The sequence below is a fragment of the Paraburkholderia sp. BR14374 genome, assembly GCF_040948685.1.
GTDB classification, from domain to species: Bacteria; Pseudomonadota; Gammaproteobacteria; order Burkholderiales; family Burkholderiaceae; genus Paraburkholderia; species Paraburkholderia youngii.
The window spans coordinates 66,031-85,017 of record NZ_JBFPKF010000013.1 but is presented as its reverse complement, the minus strand read 5'-3'; the positions used below and the strand labels follow the sequence as shown (position 1 = coordinate 85,017).

General features: G+C 66.4%; 12 protein-coding genes. 5 read left to right on the top strand and 7 right to left on the bottom strand.

From position 1 onward, the window contains the following. Positions 1–209 precede the first annotated feature (209 nt). Positions 210–971: a glycosyltransferase family 2 protein gene (locus tag AB3X86_RS25970; RefSeq protein WP_368598231.1), complete on the top strand. Its 762-nt coding sequence runs from the start codon at positions 210–212 to the stop codon at positions 969–971. A 58-nt stretch (positions 972–1,029) separates the two neighbouring features. Here the strand turns inward: AB3X86_RS25970 and dnaE are convergent, their stop codons facing one another. Continuing rightward, positions 1,030–4,608 (bottom strand): DNA polymerase III subunit alpha, encoded by a 3,579-nt coding sequence (dnaE, locus tag AB3X86_RS25965; RefSeq protein ID WP_368598230.1) that lies wholly within the window; start codon positions 4,606–4,608, stop codon positions 1,030–1,032. 317 nt (positions 4,609–4,925) lie between these two features. On the opposite strand from dnaE, the gene AB3X86_RS25960 reads away from it, so the two are divergent. Together AB3X86_RS25960 and gluQRS are read left to right on the top strand one after the other, a co-directional pair. Next, a complete protein-coding gene (locus tag AB3X86_RS25960) occupies positions 4,926–5,789 on the top strand; it encodes a sulfurtransferase (protein WP_368598229.1) in 864 nt (287 codons plus the stop codon). A gap of 52 nt (positions 5,790–5,841) precedes the next feature. Then, complete coding sequence (gluQRS, locus tag AB3X86_RS25955) at positions 5,842–6,732, top strand: tRNA glutamyl-Q(34) synthetase GluQRS (protein ID WP_368598228.1); 891 nt, start codon at positions 5,842–5,844, stop codon at positions 6,730–6,732. Between the two features lie 107 nt (positions 6,733–6,839). On the opposite strand, the gene AB3X86_RS25950 is transcribed toward gluQRS, so the two are convergent. The 6 genes from AB3X86_RS25950 to purT form a co-directional block, all read right to left on the bottom strand. Further along, positions 6,840–8,294: a DEAD/DEAH box helicase gene (locus AB3X86_RS25950; RefSeq protein WP_176121260.1), complete on the bottom strand. Its 1,455-nt coding sequence runs from the start codon at positions 8,292–8,294 to the stop codon at positions 6,840–6,842. 343 nt (positions 8,295–8,637) lie between these two features. After that, positions 8,638–10,074, bottom strand: a complete 1,437-nt coding sequence (locus AB3X86_RS25945; protein ID WP_368598227.1) for an aldehyde dehydrogenase family protein — start codon at positions 10,072–10,074, stop codon at positions 8,638–8,640. A 45-nt stretch (positions 10,075–10,119) separates the two neighbouring features. After that, a complete protein-coding gene (locus AB3X86_RS25940) occupies positions 10,120–11,772 on the bottom strand; it encodes an acetolactate synthase large subunit (protein WP_368598226.1) in 1,653 nt (550 codons plus the stop codon). Between the two features lie 237 nt (positions 11,773–12,009). Beyond that, positions 12,010–12,390 (bottom strand): MliC family protein, encoded by a 381-nt coding sequence (locus AB3X86_RS25935; RefSeq protein ID WP_368598225.1) that lies wholly within the window; start codon positions 12,388–12,390, stop codon positions 12,010–12,012. Between the two features lie 125 nt (positions 12,391–12,515). Beyond that, the gene (locus AB3X86_RS25930) at positions 12,516–12,728 is read right to left on the bottom strand and encodes a DUF6726 family protein (protein WP_176366934.1); all 213 of its coding nucleotides are present in this window, start codon (positions 12,726–12,728) and stop codon (positions 12,516–12,518) included. A 98-nt stretch (positions 12,729–12,826) separates the two neighbouring features. Further along, entirely contained in the window at positions 12,827–14,041 is a 1,215-nt protein-coding gene (purT, locus tag AB3X86_RS25925; protein ID WP_184227664.1) for a formate-dependent phosphoribosylglycinamide formyltransferase, read from the bottom strand. 269 nt (positions 14,042–14,310) lie between these two features. Here purT and AB3X86_RS25920 point away from each other — a divergent pair, with 269 nt between their 5' ends. Both AB3X86_RS25920 and AB3X86_RS25915 read left to right on the top strand, forming a co-directional pair. Continuing rightward, complete coding sequence (locus AB3X86_RS25920) at positions 14,311–14,847, top strand: META domain-containing protein (RefSeq protein ID WP_176109191.1); 537 nt, start codon at positions 14,311–14,313, stop codon at positions 14,845–14,847. A 113-nt stretch (positions 14,848–14,960) separates the two neighbouring features. After that, the gene (locus AB3X86_RS25915) at positions 14,961–18,947 is read left to right on the top strand and encodes a DNA translocase FtsK (protein ID WP_368598224.1); all 3,987 of its coding nucleotides are present in this window, start codon (positions 14,961–14,963) and stop codon (positions 18,945–18,947) included. The last annotated feature ends 40 nt before the right edge of the window (positions 18,948–18,987 follow it).

The following is an 18,987-nucleotide window of genomic DNA, read 5'->3' as shown; positions in this document are numbered from 1 at the left end:
GGCGCAGGGTTGGATGGCCGCGTGGAATATCAAAAAAGAGCATTGTAATCGGTTGCAGATGACGGCCGGCGCTCGGCGCGCGACGGCATGCGCGCAACATCTGGGGGGATACGCGCTGTGGTGTCGGACCGGATGGGCTGTGTATACTCGCTGCTCGATTGCCGGGTCGCGGGGCCCGCTCCATCACTTCTCCTCCACGCAACTCAGGTATGCAGGAAACCACTCTTGGCGTTGCCATCATCACCCGGAACGCGGCGGCGCGGCTCGCCGAATGCCTGCAGGCCGTGGCCTTCGCCGATCAGATCGTCGTGATCGACGGCGGCAGCACCGACGGCACCGCCGACATCGCCCGCGCGCACGGCGCGCGTGTCATCGAGCAAACGGACTGGCCGGGCTTCGGCCCGCAAAAGAACCGTGCGGTCGATGCACTGACCACCAGCTGGGTCCTGTCGCTCGACGCCGACGAAATCGTCACGCCGGAACTTGCCGCATCGATTCGCGCGACGCTCGCCGCGCCCGCCGCCGACGTCTACGCGGTGGACCGTCTGTCGAGCTTCTGCGGCCAATGGGTCCATCACAGCGGCTGGTATCCGGACTGGATTCCGCGCCTTTTCAAACGCGGCACCGCGCGTTTCTCCGACGATCTCGTGCACGAGCGCCTCGTGTTCGATACGCCCGCGCAACGCCTGACCGGCAAGCTGATGCACTACTCGTACGAGGACTACGAGGGCGTGCTGCGCAAGCTCGACGCGTATTCGACGGCCGGCGCGCGGCAGCGTTACGAGGCCGGGCAGAAAGGCAGCATTCGTCTTGCGATCGGGCGCGGCCTGTGGGCGTTCGTACGGACTTATCTGCTGCGGCGCGGCTTTCTGGACGGCCGCACCGGGCTGATGATCGCGCTGTTCAATGCGGAGACGGTGTACTACCGGTTTCTGAAGCTGGCGCGGCTGGAAAAAACGGGCGGGCGATAAGCTGAGCTCAGATTAGCCGGTACACGCGGCACCGGCCGATCCACACCGCCTACCTCGCTCAATACACGATCTCGATCAAGCTTCCCGCAAACTCGCCGCGCAGCGCGGCGAGCAGTTCGTCGGTCGGCTTCACGCGCCACGCGTCGCCCAGACGCATTTCGCCTTGCGCATGCTCGCTGCGATAAACCACCTGCACCGCGAGTCCATTCGGAATCTGCACCGCCTGACGCTGACGGCCGCCATCGCCGCCGAAGCCGCCACGCCCGCCGCCGTTGCCACCGCCGTTGCCACGAGCGGCGGCCGCCGACGCGGCTGCCCCGGCCGGCTCTTCCTTGCCGGCGGTGTGCGCTTCGAGCACCCGGCGCAATGCCTGCGCGTCAGCGTTCCCGTTCATCTGCACCTTCAGCGAGTCCGCGTAGCGGCAGCGCGCGCGGCCGAGATCCATCACCGTTTCGACGGTGAAGCGGATGCCGCCCGTGAACGCGTCGTTACGCGCCTGGCCCTGCACGATCAGCAGCTCGTCTTCCTTGAACAGCTGCTTGTGTTCTTCGAAGACCTCGTTGAAGACCGTCACTTCGCACTGACCGGTGCCGTCGTCGAGCAGCGCGATCAGCATCTTGCCGCGCTGGGTCATCTGCGTGCGCAGCGACACGATCACGCCCGCAACCAGCTTGTCGCGCCCTTCCTTCAGCTCGCCGATCTTCTGGCGCACGAACCGGCGCACTTCGTCCTTGTATGCATCGAACAGATGGCCCGACAGGTAGAAACCGAGCGCGGCCTTTTCTTCCTGCAGCTTGCGCTTTTCCGGCCACTCGGGTTCGTCGACGAGTTCGTGGCCTTGCGACGGCGCGTCGCCCATGTCGAACAGACCCGCCTGCAGCGCATTGGCCGCCGCCTGCTCGGCCGCTTCCATCGCGAGCGACACCGATGCGATCAGCTGCGCGCGGTTCGCGTGCAGTGTGTCGAACGCGCCGGCGCGAATCAGCGCTTCGATCGTGCGTCGATTGACGATGCGCCGATCGACGCGATTGCAGAAATCGAAGATGTCGATGAAGCGGCCGTCCTCGCGCGCGCGCAAGATTTCTTCGATCGCGTTCTGGCCGCTGCCCTTGATTGCGCCGAGACCATAACGGATCGTGCGCGAGCGCTTGCCGTCGGCTTCGGCGACCGGCTCGAAGCGATACGCCGACAGGTTCACGTCCGGCGGCAACACGACCATCTTGTTCGCGAGGCAGTCTTCGAACAGGATCTTGACCTTGTCCGTGTCGTCCATCGCGAGCGACATGTTGGCCGCCATGAATTCGGCCGGATGGTGCGCCTTCAGCCACGCGGTGTAGTAGGCGAGCAGCGCATACGCAGCCGCGTGCGACTTATTGAAGCCGTAGCCCGCGAACTTCTCCATCAGGTCGAAGATTTCGTCCGACTTCTCGCGCGTGAGGCCGTTCCTGGCCGCGCCTTCCGCGAAAATCTCGCGGTGCTGGGCCATTTCCTCGGGCTTTTTCTTACCCATCGCGCGACGCAGCAGGTCGGCGCCGCCCAGCGAGTAGCCGCCGATGATCTGCGCCATCTGCATCACCTGCTCCTGGTAGACCATGATGCCGTAGGTCTCTTTCAGAACAGGTTCGACGCGCGGGTCCGGATATTCCACCACCTCGCGGCCGTGCTTACGTGCGCAGAAGCTCGGGATCAGGTCCATCGGACCCGGGCGGTACAACGCGACGAGCGCGATGATGTCCTCGAAGCGATCGGGCTGCGCATCCTTCAGCATGCCCTGCATGCCGCGGCTTTCCAGCTGGAACACGGCGACCGTGTTCGCTTTCTTCAGGATCGTGAACGACGCGGGGTCGTCGAGCGGCACCTGGCTTAGCGACCAGTCCTGCTTCGACGGATCGAGGCGGCGGATGTAGCGCTCGGCCCAATCCAGAATGGTCAGCGTGGTCAGGCCCAGAAAGTCGAACTTCACGAGGCCGACGGCCTCGACGTCGTCCTTGTCGTACTGGCTGACGACGCCGCTGTCGTCGCCCTGCGTATAGAGCGGGCAGAAATCGGTCAGCTTGCCGGGCGCGATCAGCACGCCGCCCGCGTGCATACCGACGTTACGCGTCAAGCCCTCTACGCGCTGCGCGAGTTCGAGCAGCTGGTGCACTTCGTCTTCGTTGTCGAAGCGCTCCTGCAATAGCGGCTCTTCCTTCATCGCGTCGGCGATGGTCACGTGCTTGCCCGGCTTGAACGGGATCAGTTTCGCGACGCCGTCCGTGAACATGTAGCCGAGATCGAGCACGCGGCCGATGTCGCGCACCGCCGCCTTCGCGGCCATCGTGCCGAACGTCGCGATCTGCGACACCGCGTTCGCGCCGTACTTCTCCTTCACGTACTGGATCACGCGATCGCGGCCGTGCTGGCAGAAGTCGATATCGAAGTCGGGCATCGACACCCGCTCCGGATTCAGGAAACGTTCGAACAGCAGGTTGTAGCGCAGCGGATCGAGATCGGTCACGCCGAGCGCATAGGCGACCAGCGAACCCGCGCCCGAACCGCGGCCAGGACCGACCGGCACGCCGTTGTTCTTCGCCCAGTTGATGAAGTCCGCAACGATCAGGAAGTAGCCCGGAAAGCCCATCTTGATGATCGTGCCGCACTCGAATTCGAGGCGCTCGTGGTAGGTCGGGCGTTGCGCGTCGCGCTCGGCCTCGTCCGGATACAGCTGTTCGAGCCGCTTTTCGAGGCCCTCTTTCGACAGCTGCACCAGGTAGTCGTCGAGCGACATGCCGTCGGGCGTCGGAAAGAGCGGCAGCTTCGGCTTGCCGAGTTCGAGCTTCAGATTGCAGCGCTTGGCGATCTGCACCGTGTTCGCGAGCGCCGAAGGAATGTCCGCGAACAGCTTGGCCATTTCCTGTTGCGTGCGGAAATACTGCTCGGACGTGAAGCGCTTCTGGCGACGCGGATTCGCGAGAATATCGCCTTCGGAAATACACACGCGCGCTTCATGCGCGGTGAAGTCGTCCGGCGTCATGAACTGCATCGGGTGCGTCGCGACGACCGGCAGTTTCAGCGATGCCGCGAGCGCGACCGCCTGCTGCACGTACTGCTCGCCGCCAGGCTGACCGTAGCGCTGCAGCTCGATATAAAAGCCGCCCGGAAACACTTTCGCCCAATGCCGTGCATTGCGCTTCGCCGCCTCTTCATTGCCCGCCGCCAACGCAAGACCGATGTCGCCCTGCTGCGCGCCCGACAGCGCGAGCAGCCCTTCGCCCAAATCGGTTTCGAGCCAGCCGGCTTCGATTTCCGCGCGGCCGCGATACTGGTTCGTCAGCGAGGCCTTGCTGAGCAATTCGCAAAGGTTGAGGTAACCGCGGCGGTCCTTGACCAGCAGCAGCAGACGGGAAGGCTTGTCGCGGTCGTCCGGATTGGTGATCCAGACGTCGCAGCCGGCAATGGGTTTGACTCCTTTGCCACGCGCTTCCTTGTAGAAACGGACGAGGCCGAACGCGTTGCCGAGGTCGGTGAGCGCGAGCGCGCCCTGACCGTCTTTGGCCGCCGCCGCGACGATGTCGTCGAGACGCACGATGCCGTCGGCAATCGAGAATTCGGAGTGAACGCGGAGATGGACGAAGCGGGGATCTGACATGGGCGACATTGTAACCCCACCCTTCCGCAGATTTCAGGTCTGAACGGCGCGTTAGCCATCCGGCCAGGACGAGGTCGGCGAGAGGGTTGTTTGCGCTAGCGCAACCCGTTAGCCATTCGGCCAGGCCGGGAAAAATCCGCGGTTGAGGGATAATAGAGGTTTCGCCTGTTTCGGCCTGGCCATTGAACTGGCAAATGCACGGCAAACGCGCACGGCAAACGCGCGCGAAACCGCGCGCCAAACCCCGGGTCTTATACGGGGGCGCAACAGCGGCGGCACGGCCCGCCGCCCTTCGCCACGCCGGCCATCTTTACCGCAGAAGACACATGAGTATCGTCAATCTCGCCGCGTATCAATTCGCGACCATCGAAGACACCGCCGCCTGGCGCCCATTCGTCACCGAACGTTGCCATGCGCTCGGCCTGCGCGGCACTATCCTGCTCGCGCCGGAAGGCATCAACCTGTTCATCGCCGGCGCGCGCGAGAACACCGACGCGTTCATCGACTACATCCGCCACGACGCGCTGTTCGAAGGCAAGTTCGCGAATCTGCAGTTCAAGGAAAGCCTGTCGGACAAGCAGCCGTTCACGCGCATGCTGGTCAAGCTCAAGCGCGAAATCATCACGATGAAAAAGCCGGCGATCCGCCCCGAGCTCGGCCGCGCACCGTTCGTCGACGCGCCCACGCTGAAGACCTGGCTCGACCGCGGTCACGACGACGAAGGCCGTCCGGTCGTGATGCTCGACACGCGCAACGCGTTCGAAGTCGACGTCGGCACGTTCGACAATGCGCTCGACTATCGCATCACGAAGTTCAGCGAATTCCCCGAGGTGATCGAGAACAACCGCGCCGATCTCGAAGGCAAGACGGTGGTGTCGTTCTGCACGGGCGGCATCCGCTGCGAGAAGGCCGCGATCCATATGAAAGACGTCGGCATCGAGAACGTGTACCAGCTCGAAGGCGGCATCCTCAAATACTTCGAGGAAGTGGGCGGCGCGCATTATCACGGCGACTGCTTCGTGTTCGACTATCGCACCGCGCTGAATCCGCAACTCGAACCGACCGCGACCGCGCAATGCTTCGGCTGCCGCGCGGTGGTCACGCCCGAGCAACAGCAATCGCCGATGTACGTCGCGGGCAAGACCTGCCCGGCGTGCCATCCGGACAGCAAGGCTGCGTGCGCCGCGTAATGACAGCCGGGGTGCCTCGCGGCGCGGGCGCCTCGCCTGACCTCCCCGCACCATGATCTATCGCGGACGCTTCGCACCGTCGCCAACCGGCCCGCTGCATTTCGGCTCGCTGGTCAGCGCGCTCGCGAGCTGGCTCGACGCGCGCGCGCAGCGCGGCGCGTGGCTCGTGCGCATCGAAGATATCGACGGACCTCGCACGGTGCCCGGTGCCGCCGAGGACATCCTCGCGACACTCGAACGCTTCGGCATGCGCGCCGACGAAACGCCGGTCTGGCAAAGCCAACGCATCGCGCACTATCAGCAGGCGCTGGAGCGGTTGAAATCGACCGGTCTCGTCTATCCGTGCGGCTGCACGCGCAAGGAAATCGCCGATTCGCTATCGCACGCGCACGCGCGCAACACGACGCTCGCCTACCCCGGCACCTGCCGCACCGGTCTGCACGGCAAGCCCGCGCGCGCGTGGCGCCTGCGTGTGCCCGACGGCGACCCGGCCGTGATCACGTTCGACGACCGCTGGCAGGGTCCGCAGACGCAAAACCTCGCGACCGAGGTCGGCGATTTCGTGCTGCGCCGCGCGGACGATCAATGGGCGTATCAGCTGGCGGTCGTGGTGGACGATGCGGACGCGGGCATTACGCACATCGTGCGCGGCGCGGATCTGATGGATTCGACGGCGCGGCAGATTTATCTGCAACGTTGTCTAGGCGTGGCGACGCCCGAATATCTGCATGTGCCGGTCGTCACGAACGAGCACGGCGAGAAGCTGAGCAAACAGAACGGCGCGACCGCGCTCGATAGCGACAAGCCGCTTGAAGCATTAGGCGCGGCGGCACGGCATCTGGGACTGGAGCTGGGAAGCGAGCCGCCTGCGACGCTCGAGCAGTTCTACAGCGCCGCGACCGCGGCCTGGGCAAAACGGATGAACATTCGCGCATCCAGATGATGCGCATGCGGGGAGCTTGCTGCGCTTTGCGGAACATCGAATCGCGCGGCCCCACCGCCTTTACCCTCGGGGCGTTGCACCCCGAGCTCCGAACCCGACAGCCCGTCTTACGACGACGAAGGCGTCTTCCTCGGCATTCCGAAGCCACCGAGCAACGCGGCCAGTTGCCGCTTCGGCGCTGCCTTTTGCGGCGCGGCCGTCTCCTCGACCTTGTGCACCGATGCCGGCGACGGCTCGTACGGCTTCAGGAAGAAATCGTCGATCGGTTGCGCGCGATGATGATGCGGACGGTCATACGAACCCGATGCCCCGCCCGTGCGACGGCGGCTGCGCTCGTCGCGCGATTCACTGCGCTCACGGCGCAGCGAACGATCATCGTGATGATGGCGCACCGGCGCCTCGACGGTCAGGCGCTGCAAGTCGAGCGGACGCTTGATCAGCTTCTCGATGTCGGCCAGTTGCTTGCGCTCGTTCGGGCTGCACAGCGACAGCGCGTCGCCCGATGCGCCCGCGCGGCCAGTCCGGCCGATCCGGTGTACGTAGTCTTCGGCGTTGAACGGCAGGTCGAAGTTGATCACCGCCGGCAGTTCGGCGATATCGAGACCGCGCGCGGCGACGTCCGTCGCCACCAGCGCCTCGACCTCGCCGCGCTTGAACGCGTCGAGCGCCTGCATGCGCTCGCTTTGCGAGCGGTCGCCGTGAATCGCGGTCGCGACCACGCCGTCGCGTTCGAGGCTGCGCGCGAGCCGGCTCGCGCCGATCTTGCTGTTGCAGAACACGATCACCTGCTTCAGGCCGCGCTCGCGGATCAGTTGCACGACCGCGCCGGTCTTGTCGCCCTCGGCGACCTCGTAGACGACCTGCGTGACATTGGTAGCCGTCGAATTGCTGCGCGCGACTTCGATGGTCTGCGGGTTGCGCAGATAGGTCGCGGCGAGCTTCTTGATTTCGCCCGAGAACGTCGCGGAGAAGAGCAGCGTTTGGCGCTCTTTCGGCAGCAGATTCAGGATGCGCTGCAGGTCGGGCAGGAAGCCCATGTCGAGCATGCGGTCGGCTTCGTCGAGCACGAGCATCTGCACCTGGCCCAGGTTGGCGGTTTTCTGTTGCACGTGATCGAGCAGACGGCCCGGCGTCGCGATCAGGATTTCGACGCCGCGGCGCAGTTGGTCGGACTGCGGATTCATATCGACGCCGCCGAACACGACCGCGCTGCGCAGCGCCGTGTGCTTCGCGTAGGCCTGCACGTTCGCGGCGACCTGGTCGGCGAGTTCGCGGGTCGGCGTGAGGATCAGCGCGCGCACCGGATGGCGTGCCGGCGACGCGCTCGTATTGGCTTGCGGCAGCAGACGCTGGATGATCGGCAGCGAGAAGCTCGCGGTCTTGCCGGTGCCGGTCTGCGCGGCGCCCATCACGTCACGGCCCGCCAGCACGACCGGGATCGCCTTCGCCTGGATCGGCGTGGGCGACGTGTAGCCCGATTCCTTGATGGCCTTCAGGATGTCGGGCGCGAGGCCGAATTGATCAAAAGTCTCGGTGCTGGGCGTGACGGCTGTGTCGGACATGGTGGCTTTCGCTAAAAAGGCGCGTGGCGCGATGCGCGCGGCAGCGGTCGGGGCCGCGGAGGGCATCAGGATGAAGGCGGAGCCACGTCGTTCCGCGCGAGACCCGTGTGAGTTCGGTTAATGCGGCCGGCTCCGGTTGGCGGAAACACCCGCCGAAAGCCCAGTATTGTAGCACTTCAGCAAAAACGCTCACGACGGCCGGCTGGCCGGCCGCTCGCGGCCGTTGCTTCGGTCGCAGCGTAGTGCGCACAGACGACAGTGGCATGACAGCCGGGCGCTCGGGCGGGCGGCGCGCGGCGTTCGTCAGCCGTCCCGCGCGCCCTGCCCGCGTCAGAGCGCCCACTCACCACGTCTCGCGCATCACCATCAGCCGCAGCTCGGTCATATCCTCGATCGCGTAGCGCACGCCCTCGCGCCCCAGCCCCGAATCCTTGACGCCGCCATACGGCATGTTGTCGACGCGAAACGACGGCACGTCGTTGATCACGACGCCGCCCACTTCGAGCGCATCCCAGGCGCGATGCGCATGCGCGAGCGAATCGGTGAACACGCCGGCCTGCAGGCCGAAGTCGCTGTCGTTGACCTGCGCGAGCGCCGCCTCGAAATCGTTGAAGCGCTCGAGGATTGCGACCGGCCCGAACGCCTCCTTGCGATACAGATCGGTGTCGCGCTTCACGCCTTCGAGCAGCGTCGCCTCGAACATCGCGCCGTCGACCTTGCCCCCCGCGACGATCTGCGCGCCCGCCTGCACCGCCCCCTCCATCCAGCCGGCGAGCCGCTTCGCCTCCGATTCCGAGATCATCGGCCCGACGAAGGTCTTCTCGTTCTTCGGATCGCCCATCACCAGCGACTTCGTCTTCGCGATCAGCTTCTCGCGCAGCGCATCGTAGACGCTCGCGTGCGCGAGAATCCGCTGCACGCCGATGCAGCTCTGCCCCGACTGATAGAACGCGCCGAACGCGAGCCGCTCGACCACGTAATCGAGCTTGCCGCCCTGATCGCCGTCGACGATCGCCGCCGCGTTGCCCCCCAGTTCCAGAATCACCTTCTTCTTGCCGGCTTTGCGTTTCAGCTCCCAGCCGACCGCCGGCGACCCGGTGAACGACAGCAGCTTGAAGCGCTCGTCGGTCGTGAACAGATCGGCGCCGTCGCGGTGCGCGGGCAAAATCGAAAACGCGCCCTTCGGCAGATCGGTTTCCGCAAGAATTTCGCCCATGATCAGCGCGCCGACCGGCGTGCGGCTCGCCGGCTTCAGCACGAACGGCACGCCCGCCGCGATCGCCGGCGCGACCTTGTGCGCAGTGAGGTTCAACGGAAAATTGAACGGCGAAATGAACGAGCACGGCCCGATCGGCACGCGCTTCACGTACGCGTGGTAACCGTTCGCGCGCGGCGAAATCTGCAGATTGATGATCTCGCCGTCGATTCGCACGCTCTCCTCGGCGGCGACTTTGAACGTATCGATCAGGCGCGTGACCTCGCCCTTCGAATCGTTGATCGGCTTGCCCGCCTCGATGCACAGCGCGAGCGCGAGCTCGTCGTAGCGCTCGCGAAAGCGCTTCACGCAGTGTTCGAGTACCGCCTGGCGCTTGAACGGCGGGTAGGCGCGCATTGCGGGCATCGCCTCGACCGCGAGGCCGATCGCCTTGTCGATCGCGGCCGCGTCGGCCATCGCGACGCGGGTGGCGACTTCGCCGCTGAATTTGTCGGTGACTTCGAGATCGGTGTTGGCGGCCACCGGCTCATTCGCGAGGTAGTACGGATAGGTTTTCTGCAACATGTCGCGTTCTCCTTGAATCGAATCAAAGCGTCGATGCACAGAGGCTCAAAGCCGCGCGGACAGCCGCTTGATCTCGCGATTGAGCACGCGCTCGTTGTCCGAATAGTCGATCGGCACGTCGATCACGTGCACGCCGGGTGTCACGAAGCACTCGCGCAACAGCGGCGCGAACTGTTCGGCGGCCTCGACCCGATGCCCCTGAGCTCCATAGCTCTGCGCATAGGCGACGAAATCCGGGTTCGCAAGCGTCATGCCGTAGTCCGGGAAGTTCATGTTCTCCTGCTTCCAGCGGATCATGCCGAACGCGTCGTCGCGCAGGATCAGGATCACCAGGTCGAGCTTCAGGCGCACCGCCGTTTCGAGCTCCTGCGAGTTCATCATGAAGCCGCCATCGCCGCACACGGCGATCACTTTGCGCTCCGGATGCACGATCTTGCTCGCGATCGCCGACGGCAGCCCCGCGCCCATCGACGCCAGCGCGTTGTCGAGCAACAGCGAATTCGGCTCGTGCGCGCGGTAGTAGCGCGCGAACCAGATCTTGTACATGCCGTTATCCAGACACACGATGCCGTCGACCGGCGTGGTCTCGTACACGTCGTTGACGATCCGCACCGGGTACATCGGGAAGCGGTCGTCGTGCTGGCCCTTCACCAGATGCGCCTCGAAGTGCTCCTTGATCTCCTTGAAGCGCGTGAAATTCCAATGCTCCTGACGCGTCTTCAGGCTCTCCTTGAGCTGCCACACCGCGTTCGCAATGTCGCCGACCACTTCGATCTGCGGGAAATACACCGGATCGACTTCGGCGCCGAGGAAGTTCACGTGGATCACGGTCTTCTCGCCCGCCTCGCCGCTGCGCATGAAAAACGGCGGCTTTTCGATCACGTCGTGACCGACGTTGATGATGCAATCCGCGTGCTCGATCGCGCGGTGCACGAAGTCGCCGTCGGAGAGCGTCGCGTTGCCGAGCCACATCGGATGCGATTCGTCGATCACGCCCTTGCCCATCTGCGTCGTGAAGAACGGAATGCCGATCTGGTCGACGAACTCGCGCAGCATCTTCGTCGTGGTCTTGCGGTTGCCGCCCGCGCCGATCATCAGGAGCGGATGCTTCGCGGCGGTGATCGCCTCGACCGCGCGCGCGACCGCCTTCTCCTCGGCGACCGGACGGCGGCTGTAGCTCTTCGGAATCGGCTTGCCGTCGCCCTCCTCGTGCGCGACGTCCTCGGGCAATTCGAGGTGCGCGGCGCCCGGGCGCTCCTCCTCGGCGCGGCGCACCGCCTCGCGCACCGCCGCCGGAATATTGCCGATCGACACGATCTGCCGCGTGTACTTGGTGAGCGGCTCCATCATCCGCACCACGTCGACGATCTGGAAGTGCCCCTGCTTGCTCGACTTGATCGGCTTCTGGCCGGTGACCATCAGCATCGGCATGCCGCCCAGTTGCGCGTAGGCGGCCGCAGTCACGAAGTTGGTCGCGCCGGGGCCGAGCGTCGCCAGACATACTCCCGTGCGGCCGGTGAGCCGCCCGTAGGTGGCAGCCATGAAGCCGGCCGCCTGCTCGTGGCGCGTGAGGATCAGACGGATTTTCGAGCGACGCAGCGACTCGAGCAGATCGAGGTTTTCTTCACCGGGGATGCCGAACACGTACTCGACACCTTCGGCTTCCAGCGATTTGACGAACAGGTCCGATGCTTTCATTGAGGGTCTCGCTTGATGACTCGGGGGACGGACAACCGAAGACGACAACGACGGCTGCGCGCGAAACACCGCATCGCGCGCGGCATGGCAAACGGCATGGCGAACACCATGCTGGACAGCTTACTACTCGAATGGAAACGATGCGCGCGAGCGGCAGGAAGCCGGGCGCGAGAGGAAGCAGGCGGCGGCAGAGGATGAAGCCGCCGCATGACGTGCAGGTGTGCGCTGACCAATGAATCAGCGAATCACCGTTACGCAGTCGGAGAGAACCGGCGGCGCGTTCTCGCCGCTCGTCAGGTCATAAAGATTGGCGCGCGGTCCCTTGGTCCACCACGTATAGCTGCCGGCCTGGTACTTCACGCCGGACGCCGAGACCGTGTTGACGAACAGCATCGAGGTGCCTTTCACCGGCAGCACGGCGAAGCTCTGGCCGTTCTGCGCGTTCCAGTAGGTAACCTGCAGGATCTTGCCGGTCGCGCACGTGTATTTGCGCGTCTGGTGGTTCTTGCCTTCGATGTGCTTGAACTGCAACGGTGCGGCCGAGGCGCCGCCGGAAGATGCCGCCAGCGAGGCCAGCATCGATGCTGCCGTGAGGAATGCAACACGCCATGTCTTCATCGAACACCTCGATTGTTGCGGGGGGTCAGGCAGGGAAGGCATACCGGCCGCCACGCCGGTCACAGACGGGTCACAGGCGGGTTACAGGAAGCTCGTGGGCAATTCACGGACAGCTCTACGACGTTTCAAGGATCGATCACCTCGGCACACGCATCGGTCGGCGCGGCGGCGACGTGCCCGACGACCGGCACGATCTTCAGTCCCGCCGAAGCGACCCGGCACGGCGCCGCCGCGAGCCCGCAGCCGCTGATGCCGGCACACAGCGCGAACGCCACGCCGAGTGCGCCGACCCGGCGAAGCGCGCCACGCCACGGATTGCTGCGCGATTCAAGCGCCATATGATCCCCTACTCCGATCTCTTTGCTGCGATAAACCAGCAACGATTAGCCAGCAACGATTGCGGCCCACGCCGCGCGTCGCCGCCTGCCCCTGCCCGTTACTTCGCCGACACCGGCCGAACCGCCGCCGCGGCCTGCTTCGCACGCGAGCGCGCTTCGTCGATGTTCTCGCCGGTCGCGAGCGCGACGCCCATGCGGCGTTTGACGAAGCTCTCCGGCTTGCCGAACAGGCGCAGGTCCGAGTTGGGCACCGCGAGTGCCGCCGCGACGCCTTCGAACGCGATGCCGGCCTCGTCGCGTCCACCGTAGATCACCGCCGACGCACCCGGCGCACGCAGCGACGTGTCGACCGGCAAGCCGAGGATCGCGCGCGCATGCAGTTCGAACTCCGAGAAGCGCTGCGAGCACAGCGTGACGAGCCCCGTGTCGTGCGGACGCGGGCTGACTTCCGAAAACCATACGTCGTCGCCGCGCACGAAAAGTTCCACGCCAAAGAGGCCGCGGCCGCCGAGCGCCGCCGTGACCTTGTGCGCGATCTCGCGCGAACGCTCGAGCGCGAGCGGGCTCATCGGCTGCGGCTGCCACGATTCGACATAGTCGCCCGCGACCTGCACGTGGCCGATCGGGTCGCAGAAATACGTGCTGACCGCGCCGCTCGCCGGGTCGATCGCGCGCACGGTGAGCTGCGTGATTTCATATTCGAAGTCGATGAAACCCTCGACGATCACGCGCCCGAAATTCACGCGGCCGCCCGCCATCGCGTACTGCCACGCGGGTTCGACGTCGGCGTCGCGGCGCAATACGGACTGCCCCTTGCCCGACGACGACATCACCGGCTTCACGACGCACGGATAGCCAACCTTCGCGATGCCCGCGCGCAGCTCGTCGAGCGAATCGGCGAATGCGTACGGCGAGGTCGCGAGGCCGAGCTCCTCGGCGGCGAGGCGGCGGATGCCTTCGCGATTCATCGTCAGCTGGGTGGCGCGGGCGGTCGGGATGACCTCGGCGAGCGCCTCGGTTTCGATCGCGGCGAGCTCGTCGGTGGCGATCGCCTCGATTTCGGGGACGATCAGATGCGGGCGCTCCTGCTCGACCAGCGCGCGCAGCGCGGCGCGGTCGGTCATGTCGATCACGTGCGCGCGATGCGCGACCTGATGGCCCGGCGCGTTCGGGTAACGGTCGACGGCGATCACTTCGACGCCCAGCCGTTGCAGCGCGATGATCACTTCCTTGCCGAGCTCGCCGGCGCCGAGCAGCATCACGCGCGTCGCGGATTCAGAAAGGGGGGTGCCGATCCGTTGGCCGATCTGCATGGGAACTCCAGATAAAAGTCGGGATGAGGGTGGGATTGGATAGACCGCGATGTTAACATGCGGCCCCCTTGCCGCGCGGCGCTCAGGGCGCGTTCGGGGTGCGTTCGGGGTACGCTCCGAGTCCGCTCGCGAGGCCGTGGCGGTCGTGCGCAAGCGTGCCGCCGCGTCGACGTTCGCAGCCGCGACCGCGCCACCGCGCGCATCGCTCGCGCACGACAAGCTTAGTACGTTACCCTTACGCCTTCGCCAGTTTGAACAGGAACGACGCCATGCTCATCCGCTCCCGCCCGCGACGTCTTGCGCGCATCACTCCGTGCCTGCGCACGGCCGTCGCCGCGTTGAGCATCGCCGCGCTGCTCGGTGCCTGCGCGATCCCGAAGCATCCAGATTCGTCGGCGCCGCCGCCCGATCCATTCAATCCCGCCGCCGTGCAACTGCTCGACGACAGCAGCTGGGTGCTGAGCTCGTGGAAGAACGCCGACGGCACGGCGCGCGCGGTGCCGTCGAAGGATCAGGAGCCGCTCACGCTCACGTTGTCGACCGAAGGCGGCCGACGCCATGCGAGCGGCTTTTCCGGCTGCAACCGCTTCATGGGTTCGTACCTGCTGAAGGACGGCAAGCTCAGCTTCGGCACCCTCGCCGGCACGCGCAAGGCGTGCGTGTCGCCGGGCGGCGACATCGAAAAGCCGTTCCTCGAAGCGCTCGAACGCATCGCTCGCACGGGCGTGCAGATGCGCGCGCCACAGCAGATGCAGCTGATCCTCGAGAACGGCGACACGCTGATGTTCGATCGCAGCGACAAGTGATGCGAGTTTGCGCCGCGTTCGGGACTCGCGCCGGCCTTCGAAGCCGCGCGCTGCGCCGTTTAAACTCGACGGATTGCGCTTCTCGCGCGCTCCGTCATTCGTAGATGTCTGGTATGCACACGGTAGTTTTCGGCTGGTTCGGCGGGTCGGCCGTCTGGTTCATTCCTCTTTTGTGGCGCCTCGTGAAGTCGATGCTGCCCGGCGGCGCGGGTCTGCGCGGCCCCGGCACGATCCGGCTGTGGCTCGGCTTCGTCTGCGTGCTGATCGCGAGTTGCACGCTCGAGGGCTCGCTGATCGGCATTGCCGGCGTCAATGGTTTCGGTCATGCGCTGGCCGCTGGGCTTGGGCATCTGCTCGGCCATATCGGCACGCCGCTCGCGGCGCTCGCGCTGCTCCTGATCAGCCTGCCCTGGCTCATCGAGTTCCGCTGGAGCGAGGTTGCCGCCTGGGCCGACGGCGCGTTCGGCCTCGGGTTGTCGCGCGGACTCGCGAAGCGAGACGAGGATGCGCGCCGCCACCGCACCGTCGACGACGGCGCGCCGTCGCACGTTTCGCCTGCCACCAACACGATGGCGCCGCGCAACAGCAAGGGTCGCTACGCGCGGCCGACGGTGTGGCGTCCGCCCGCGAGCGGGCGCGGCGTGGGCGCCGCCGCTGCGGGCGGTGCCGCGGTTGGCGTCGCGGGTAGCAAGGAGGCTGCCGCCCGTGGCGCCGGCGCAAACTGGCGCGCCGATGCGGCCGCTGGCGCGGCGCGTGGGCCGGCCAGGCAGATCGAGCCGGTATTGCGCACGGGGTCGAGCGCGCCGCTGCGTCCGGCAGCGTCGATGGCAACGCAGGCGCCGCCAGTGGACAAAGCTCCGGTCAGGTCCACGGCACCATTCGTGCCGACCGAGCCGGTCGCGCCGGCGGGTTGGCTGCGCACGACGGAGCCGCGCGCGGCGACGGCGGCGGGATCGCCGGGTGCATCGGCTTCATCGGGCATGTCGGTTCATGATAGCGCTGCGCAGGCCGGTCGGCGCTCGGTCGGCGAACAGCGCGTGGCCGCGCCGTTCGGCTCCAGCGCCGCATTGGCGGCGACGGCCGCCAATGCGTCCGGCGTGTCGGCGCGAGCGGCACAGGCCATGGCGGGCCGGTCCGCCACGTCGGGCGCCGGGATCGGCATGACGGCGGGATCCATGAATGCCGCAGGCCGCAGCAGCCGTCCGTCGCCGCTGCCACGTCCGGCAGACGGCAGCGCGCCGCTCAATCGCGGCGCGAGTCCGCGTCAGCCGTTCCCGGCGGCTCAGCGCGCCAACGGTGTCACATTGCCGTCGACTGTGCGCCGCCCTACACCGGACTTCACGCGAACGATGGCGAACGGGTCGACGGTCGCGCCGCCGGCGAGCGTCGAGGAAACGCTGCGCAGCATCGCGGAAAACACCGCGCGCTGGACCGACATGGCCGGCGTGAGCCTCGCGCGCAGCCGTGGCGGCGATGGCGCAAAGATTGGCGACGTGGAACGTATGTCGACCACGTTCGACGTGCCGCCGGCGCTGCCGGACGTGCTGCCTGTCGAAAACGGCGAGACGGTGTCGCCGGCGCAGTCGCAGCAAGAAGCGTCACCTGTGGAGTTGCCGGCCGAGCATGAGGTGGTCGGATCCGACACGTCGGTCGAGAGCACCAACGAAGCGGTTGCGCAATGGCCGACCGAACCGCCGGTCATTCATCCGCCGCTCACGGCCGCGCCGCTGACGACGGCTGCGATCGAGCCGGTGGCCGGCGTGGCGGCTGCGGCTGTCGAATCCGCGATTGCAGAGCCCGTTTCTGTCGCAGAGACGCCGGCCGATCCCGTGCGCGCGGACGCTGTCACCGGCACGCCCGCAGTTGTCGAGCCGTCGGCATCCGCTGCGGCTGAGCCTGCCGCCGCGGAACCTGCTGCAAGCGCGCCGCAACACGAGGCGGCGACGGCGACGCCGTTCCAGCGCTTTGCAGCCAGCTTGCAGGACGACGCTACGCACGAAGACGTACCGGCGATCGCAGACCAGACGACGACAAACACCAGCGTCCCGCCATCGCAGGGGGAAGAATCCGCGCGAACCGTCGAACCTGCGACCGCCGACACCGCGACACCGAAGCAAGAGCCGGCCCCTGTCGCCGAAATCGTCATCGACAAAACGCTCGTGCCTTGGGAGAGCAAGCTCGGCCCGGCCGCGAGCGAAGGCGCGCGGCCAGGTGAGCCAGCAACGCCGCCGACGCATGCGACGTCGCTCGCCCCTGCCCTGCCCGCTGCGACCGAGCCCGCGATCGACCCCACGAACGCCTCGCCGTCGTCGACTTCAACGAGCGCGGCGAACCTGGCTACACCGGCACTCGCCCCAGCCGTCGTCTCGAACGTGGTCCGTTTCCCTGGCGTTGCCGCGCCGGCGACCAGCATCGAGCCTTCGGTCGACGCAAACGCGACGTCTGTCACGAACACGCCGGCAGCCGAACCGTCACCCACTCCGTCGCCTGCTTCCGCGCCCACACCGCAGCCGCTGACCCAACCCGCCACCGAGCCAGCCACCGAGCCCGCCGCCCGCGCGCCGCTGCGCGGCCACGCGCCGGTCAACGGCTTCGAGTTCCATGCGCCGGCCGCATCGATGGTCGAACTGCCGACGCTCGATCTGCTCGCCCCCGCCGACGCCGACGTCGAACCGATCTCGGACGAAAAGCTCCGCGAAACCGGCCAGCTGATCGAGCAGCGCCTGCAGGAATTCAAGGTGCCGGTGACGGTAGTCGGCGCATCGGCGGGTCCGGTCATCACGCGCTTCGAAGTCGAACCGGCGCTCGGCGTGCGCGGCAGCCAGATCGTCGGTCTGATGAAGGACCTGTCGCGCGGTCTCGGTCTCACGTCGATCCGCGTGGTCGAAACGATTCCGGGCAAGACCTGCATGGGCCTCGAACTGCCGAACGCGAAGCGGCAGACGATCCGGCTCTCCGAAATCCTCGAAGCGAGCGTCTACCAGAACTCGCACTCGCAACTGACGCTCGCGATGGGCAAGGACATCACCGGCCATCCGGTCGTCGCCGATCTCGCGAAGGCGCCGCACATGCTGGTGGCCGGCACGACCGGTTCGGGCAAGTCGGTCGCGATCAACGCGATGATCTGCTCGCTGCTGTTCAAGGCGACTCCCGAGGAAGTACGTCTGATCATGATCGACCCGAAGATGCTCGAGCTTTCGGTCTACGAAGGGATTCCGCATCTGCTCGCGCCGGTCGTCACCGACATGAAGCTCGCGGCCAATGCGCTGAACTGGTGCGTCGGCGAAATGGAGAAGCGCTACCGGCTGATGTCGGCGGTCGGCGTGCGCAATCTCGCGGGCTTCAACCAGAAGATCCGCGACACCGAGGCGAAGGGCAAGAAGCTCGGCAACCCGTTCTCGCTCACGCCCGATGCACCCGAGCCGCTCGCGCCGCTGCCGCTGATCGTCGTCGTGATCGACGAGCTCGCCGACCTGATGATGGTCGCCGGCAAGAAGATCGAGGAACTGATCGCGCGGCTCGCGCAGAAGGCGCGCGCGGCCGGCATCCACCTGATCCTCGCGACGCAGCGGCCGTCCGTCGACGTGATCACCGGTCTCATCAAGGCGAACATTCCGACCCGCGTCGCGTTCCAGGTGTCGTCGAAGATCGACTCGCGCACGATTCTCGACCAGATGGGCGCCGAGTCGCTGCTCGGCCAGGGTGACATGCTGTTCCTGCCGCCGGGCACGGGCTACCCGCAGCGCGTGCACGGCGCGTTCGTCGCCGACGAGGAAGTGCATGCGATCGTCGAGTATCTGAAGCAGTTCGGCGAGCCGCAATACGAAGAAGGCATTCTCGACGGCCCGGCCACCGATGGCGGCGCGGCCCAGGACCTGTTCGGCGAAGCGCCGGATGCGGAAGCCGATCCGCTGTACGACGAAGCGGTCGCGTTCGTCGTGCGCACGCGGCGCGCGTCGATCTCGTCGGTGCAGAGGCAATTGCGCATCGGCTATAACCGCGCGGCGCGGCTCGTCGAACAGATGGAGACGGCCGGGCTCGTGTCGGCGATGAGCATCAACGGCAGCCGCGAAGTGCTGGCGCCGGGGCCGGCGGAATGAACGCACGGTAAACCGCAAAGAAAAAAACGGACAGCCTCAC

What these genes read in the sequence shown, in the direction of transcription:
- gluQRS (WP_368598228.1), top strand. Translation starts at nt 5,842, where the DNA reads ATGATCTATCGCGGACGCTTCGCACCGTCGCCAACCGGCCCGCTGCAT.
- dnaE (WP_368598230.1), bottom strand. Translation starts at nt 4,608, where the DNA reads ATGTCGCCCATGTCAGATCCCCGCTTCGTCCATCTCCGCGTTCACTCC.
- AB3X86_RS25935 (WP_368598225.1), bottom strand. Translation starts at nt 12,390, where the DNA reads ATGAAGACATGGCGTGTTGCATTCCTCACGGCAGCATCGATGCTGGCC.
- AB3X86_RS25930 (WP_176366934.1), bottom strand. Translation starts at nt 12,728, where the DNA reads ATGGCGCTTGAATCGCGCAGCAATCCGTGGCGTGGCGCGCTTCGCCGG.
- AB3X86_RS25960 (WP_368598229.1), top strand. Translation starts at nt 4,926, where the DNA reads ATGAGTATCGTCAATCTCGCCGCGTATCAATTCGCGACCATCGAAGAC.
- AB3X86_RS25915 (WP_368598224.1), top strand. Translation starts at nt 14,961, where the DNA reads ATGCACACGGTAGTTTTCGGCTGGTTCGGCGGGTCGGCCGTCTGGTTC.
- AB3X86_RS25920 (WP_176109191.1), top strand. Translation starts at nt 14,311, where the DNA reads ATGCTCATCCGCTCCCGCCCGCGACGTCTTGCGCGCATCACTCCGTGC.
- AB3X86_RS25940 (WP_368598226.1), bottom strand. Translation starts at nt 11,772, where the DNA reads ATGAAAGCATCGGACCTGTTCGTCAAATCGCTGGAAGCCGAAGGTGTC.
- purT (WP_184227664.1), bottom strand. Translation starts at nt 14,041, where the DNA reads ATGCAGATCGGCCAACGGATCGGCACCCCCCTTTCTGAATCCGCGACG.
- AB3X86_RS25945 (WP_368598227.1), bottom strand. Translation starts at nt 10,074, where the DNA reads ATGTTGCAGAAAACCTATCCGTACTACCTCGCGAATGAGCCGGTGGCC.
- AB3X86_RS25950 (WP_176121260.1), bottom strand. Translation starts at nt 8,294, where the DNA reads ATGTCCGACACAGCCGTCACGCCCAGCACCGAGACTTTTGATCAATTC.
- AB3X86_RS25970 (WP_368598231.1), top strand. Translation starts at nt 210, where the DNA reads ATGCAGGAAACCACTCTTGGCGTTGCCATCATCACCCGGAACGCGGCG.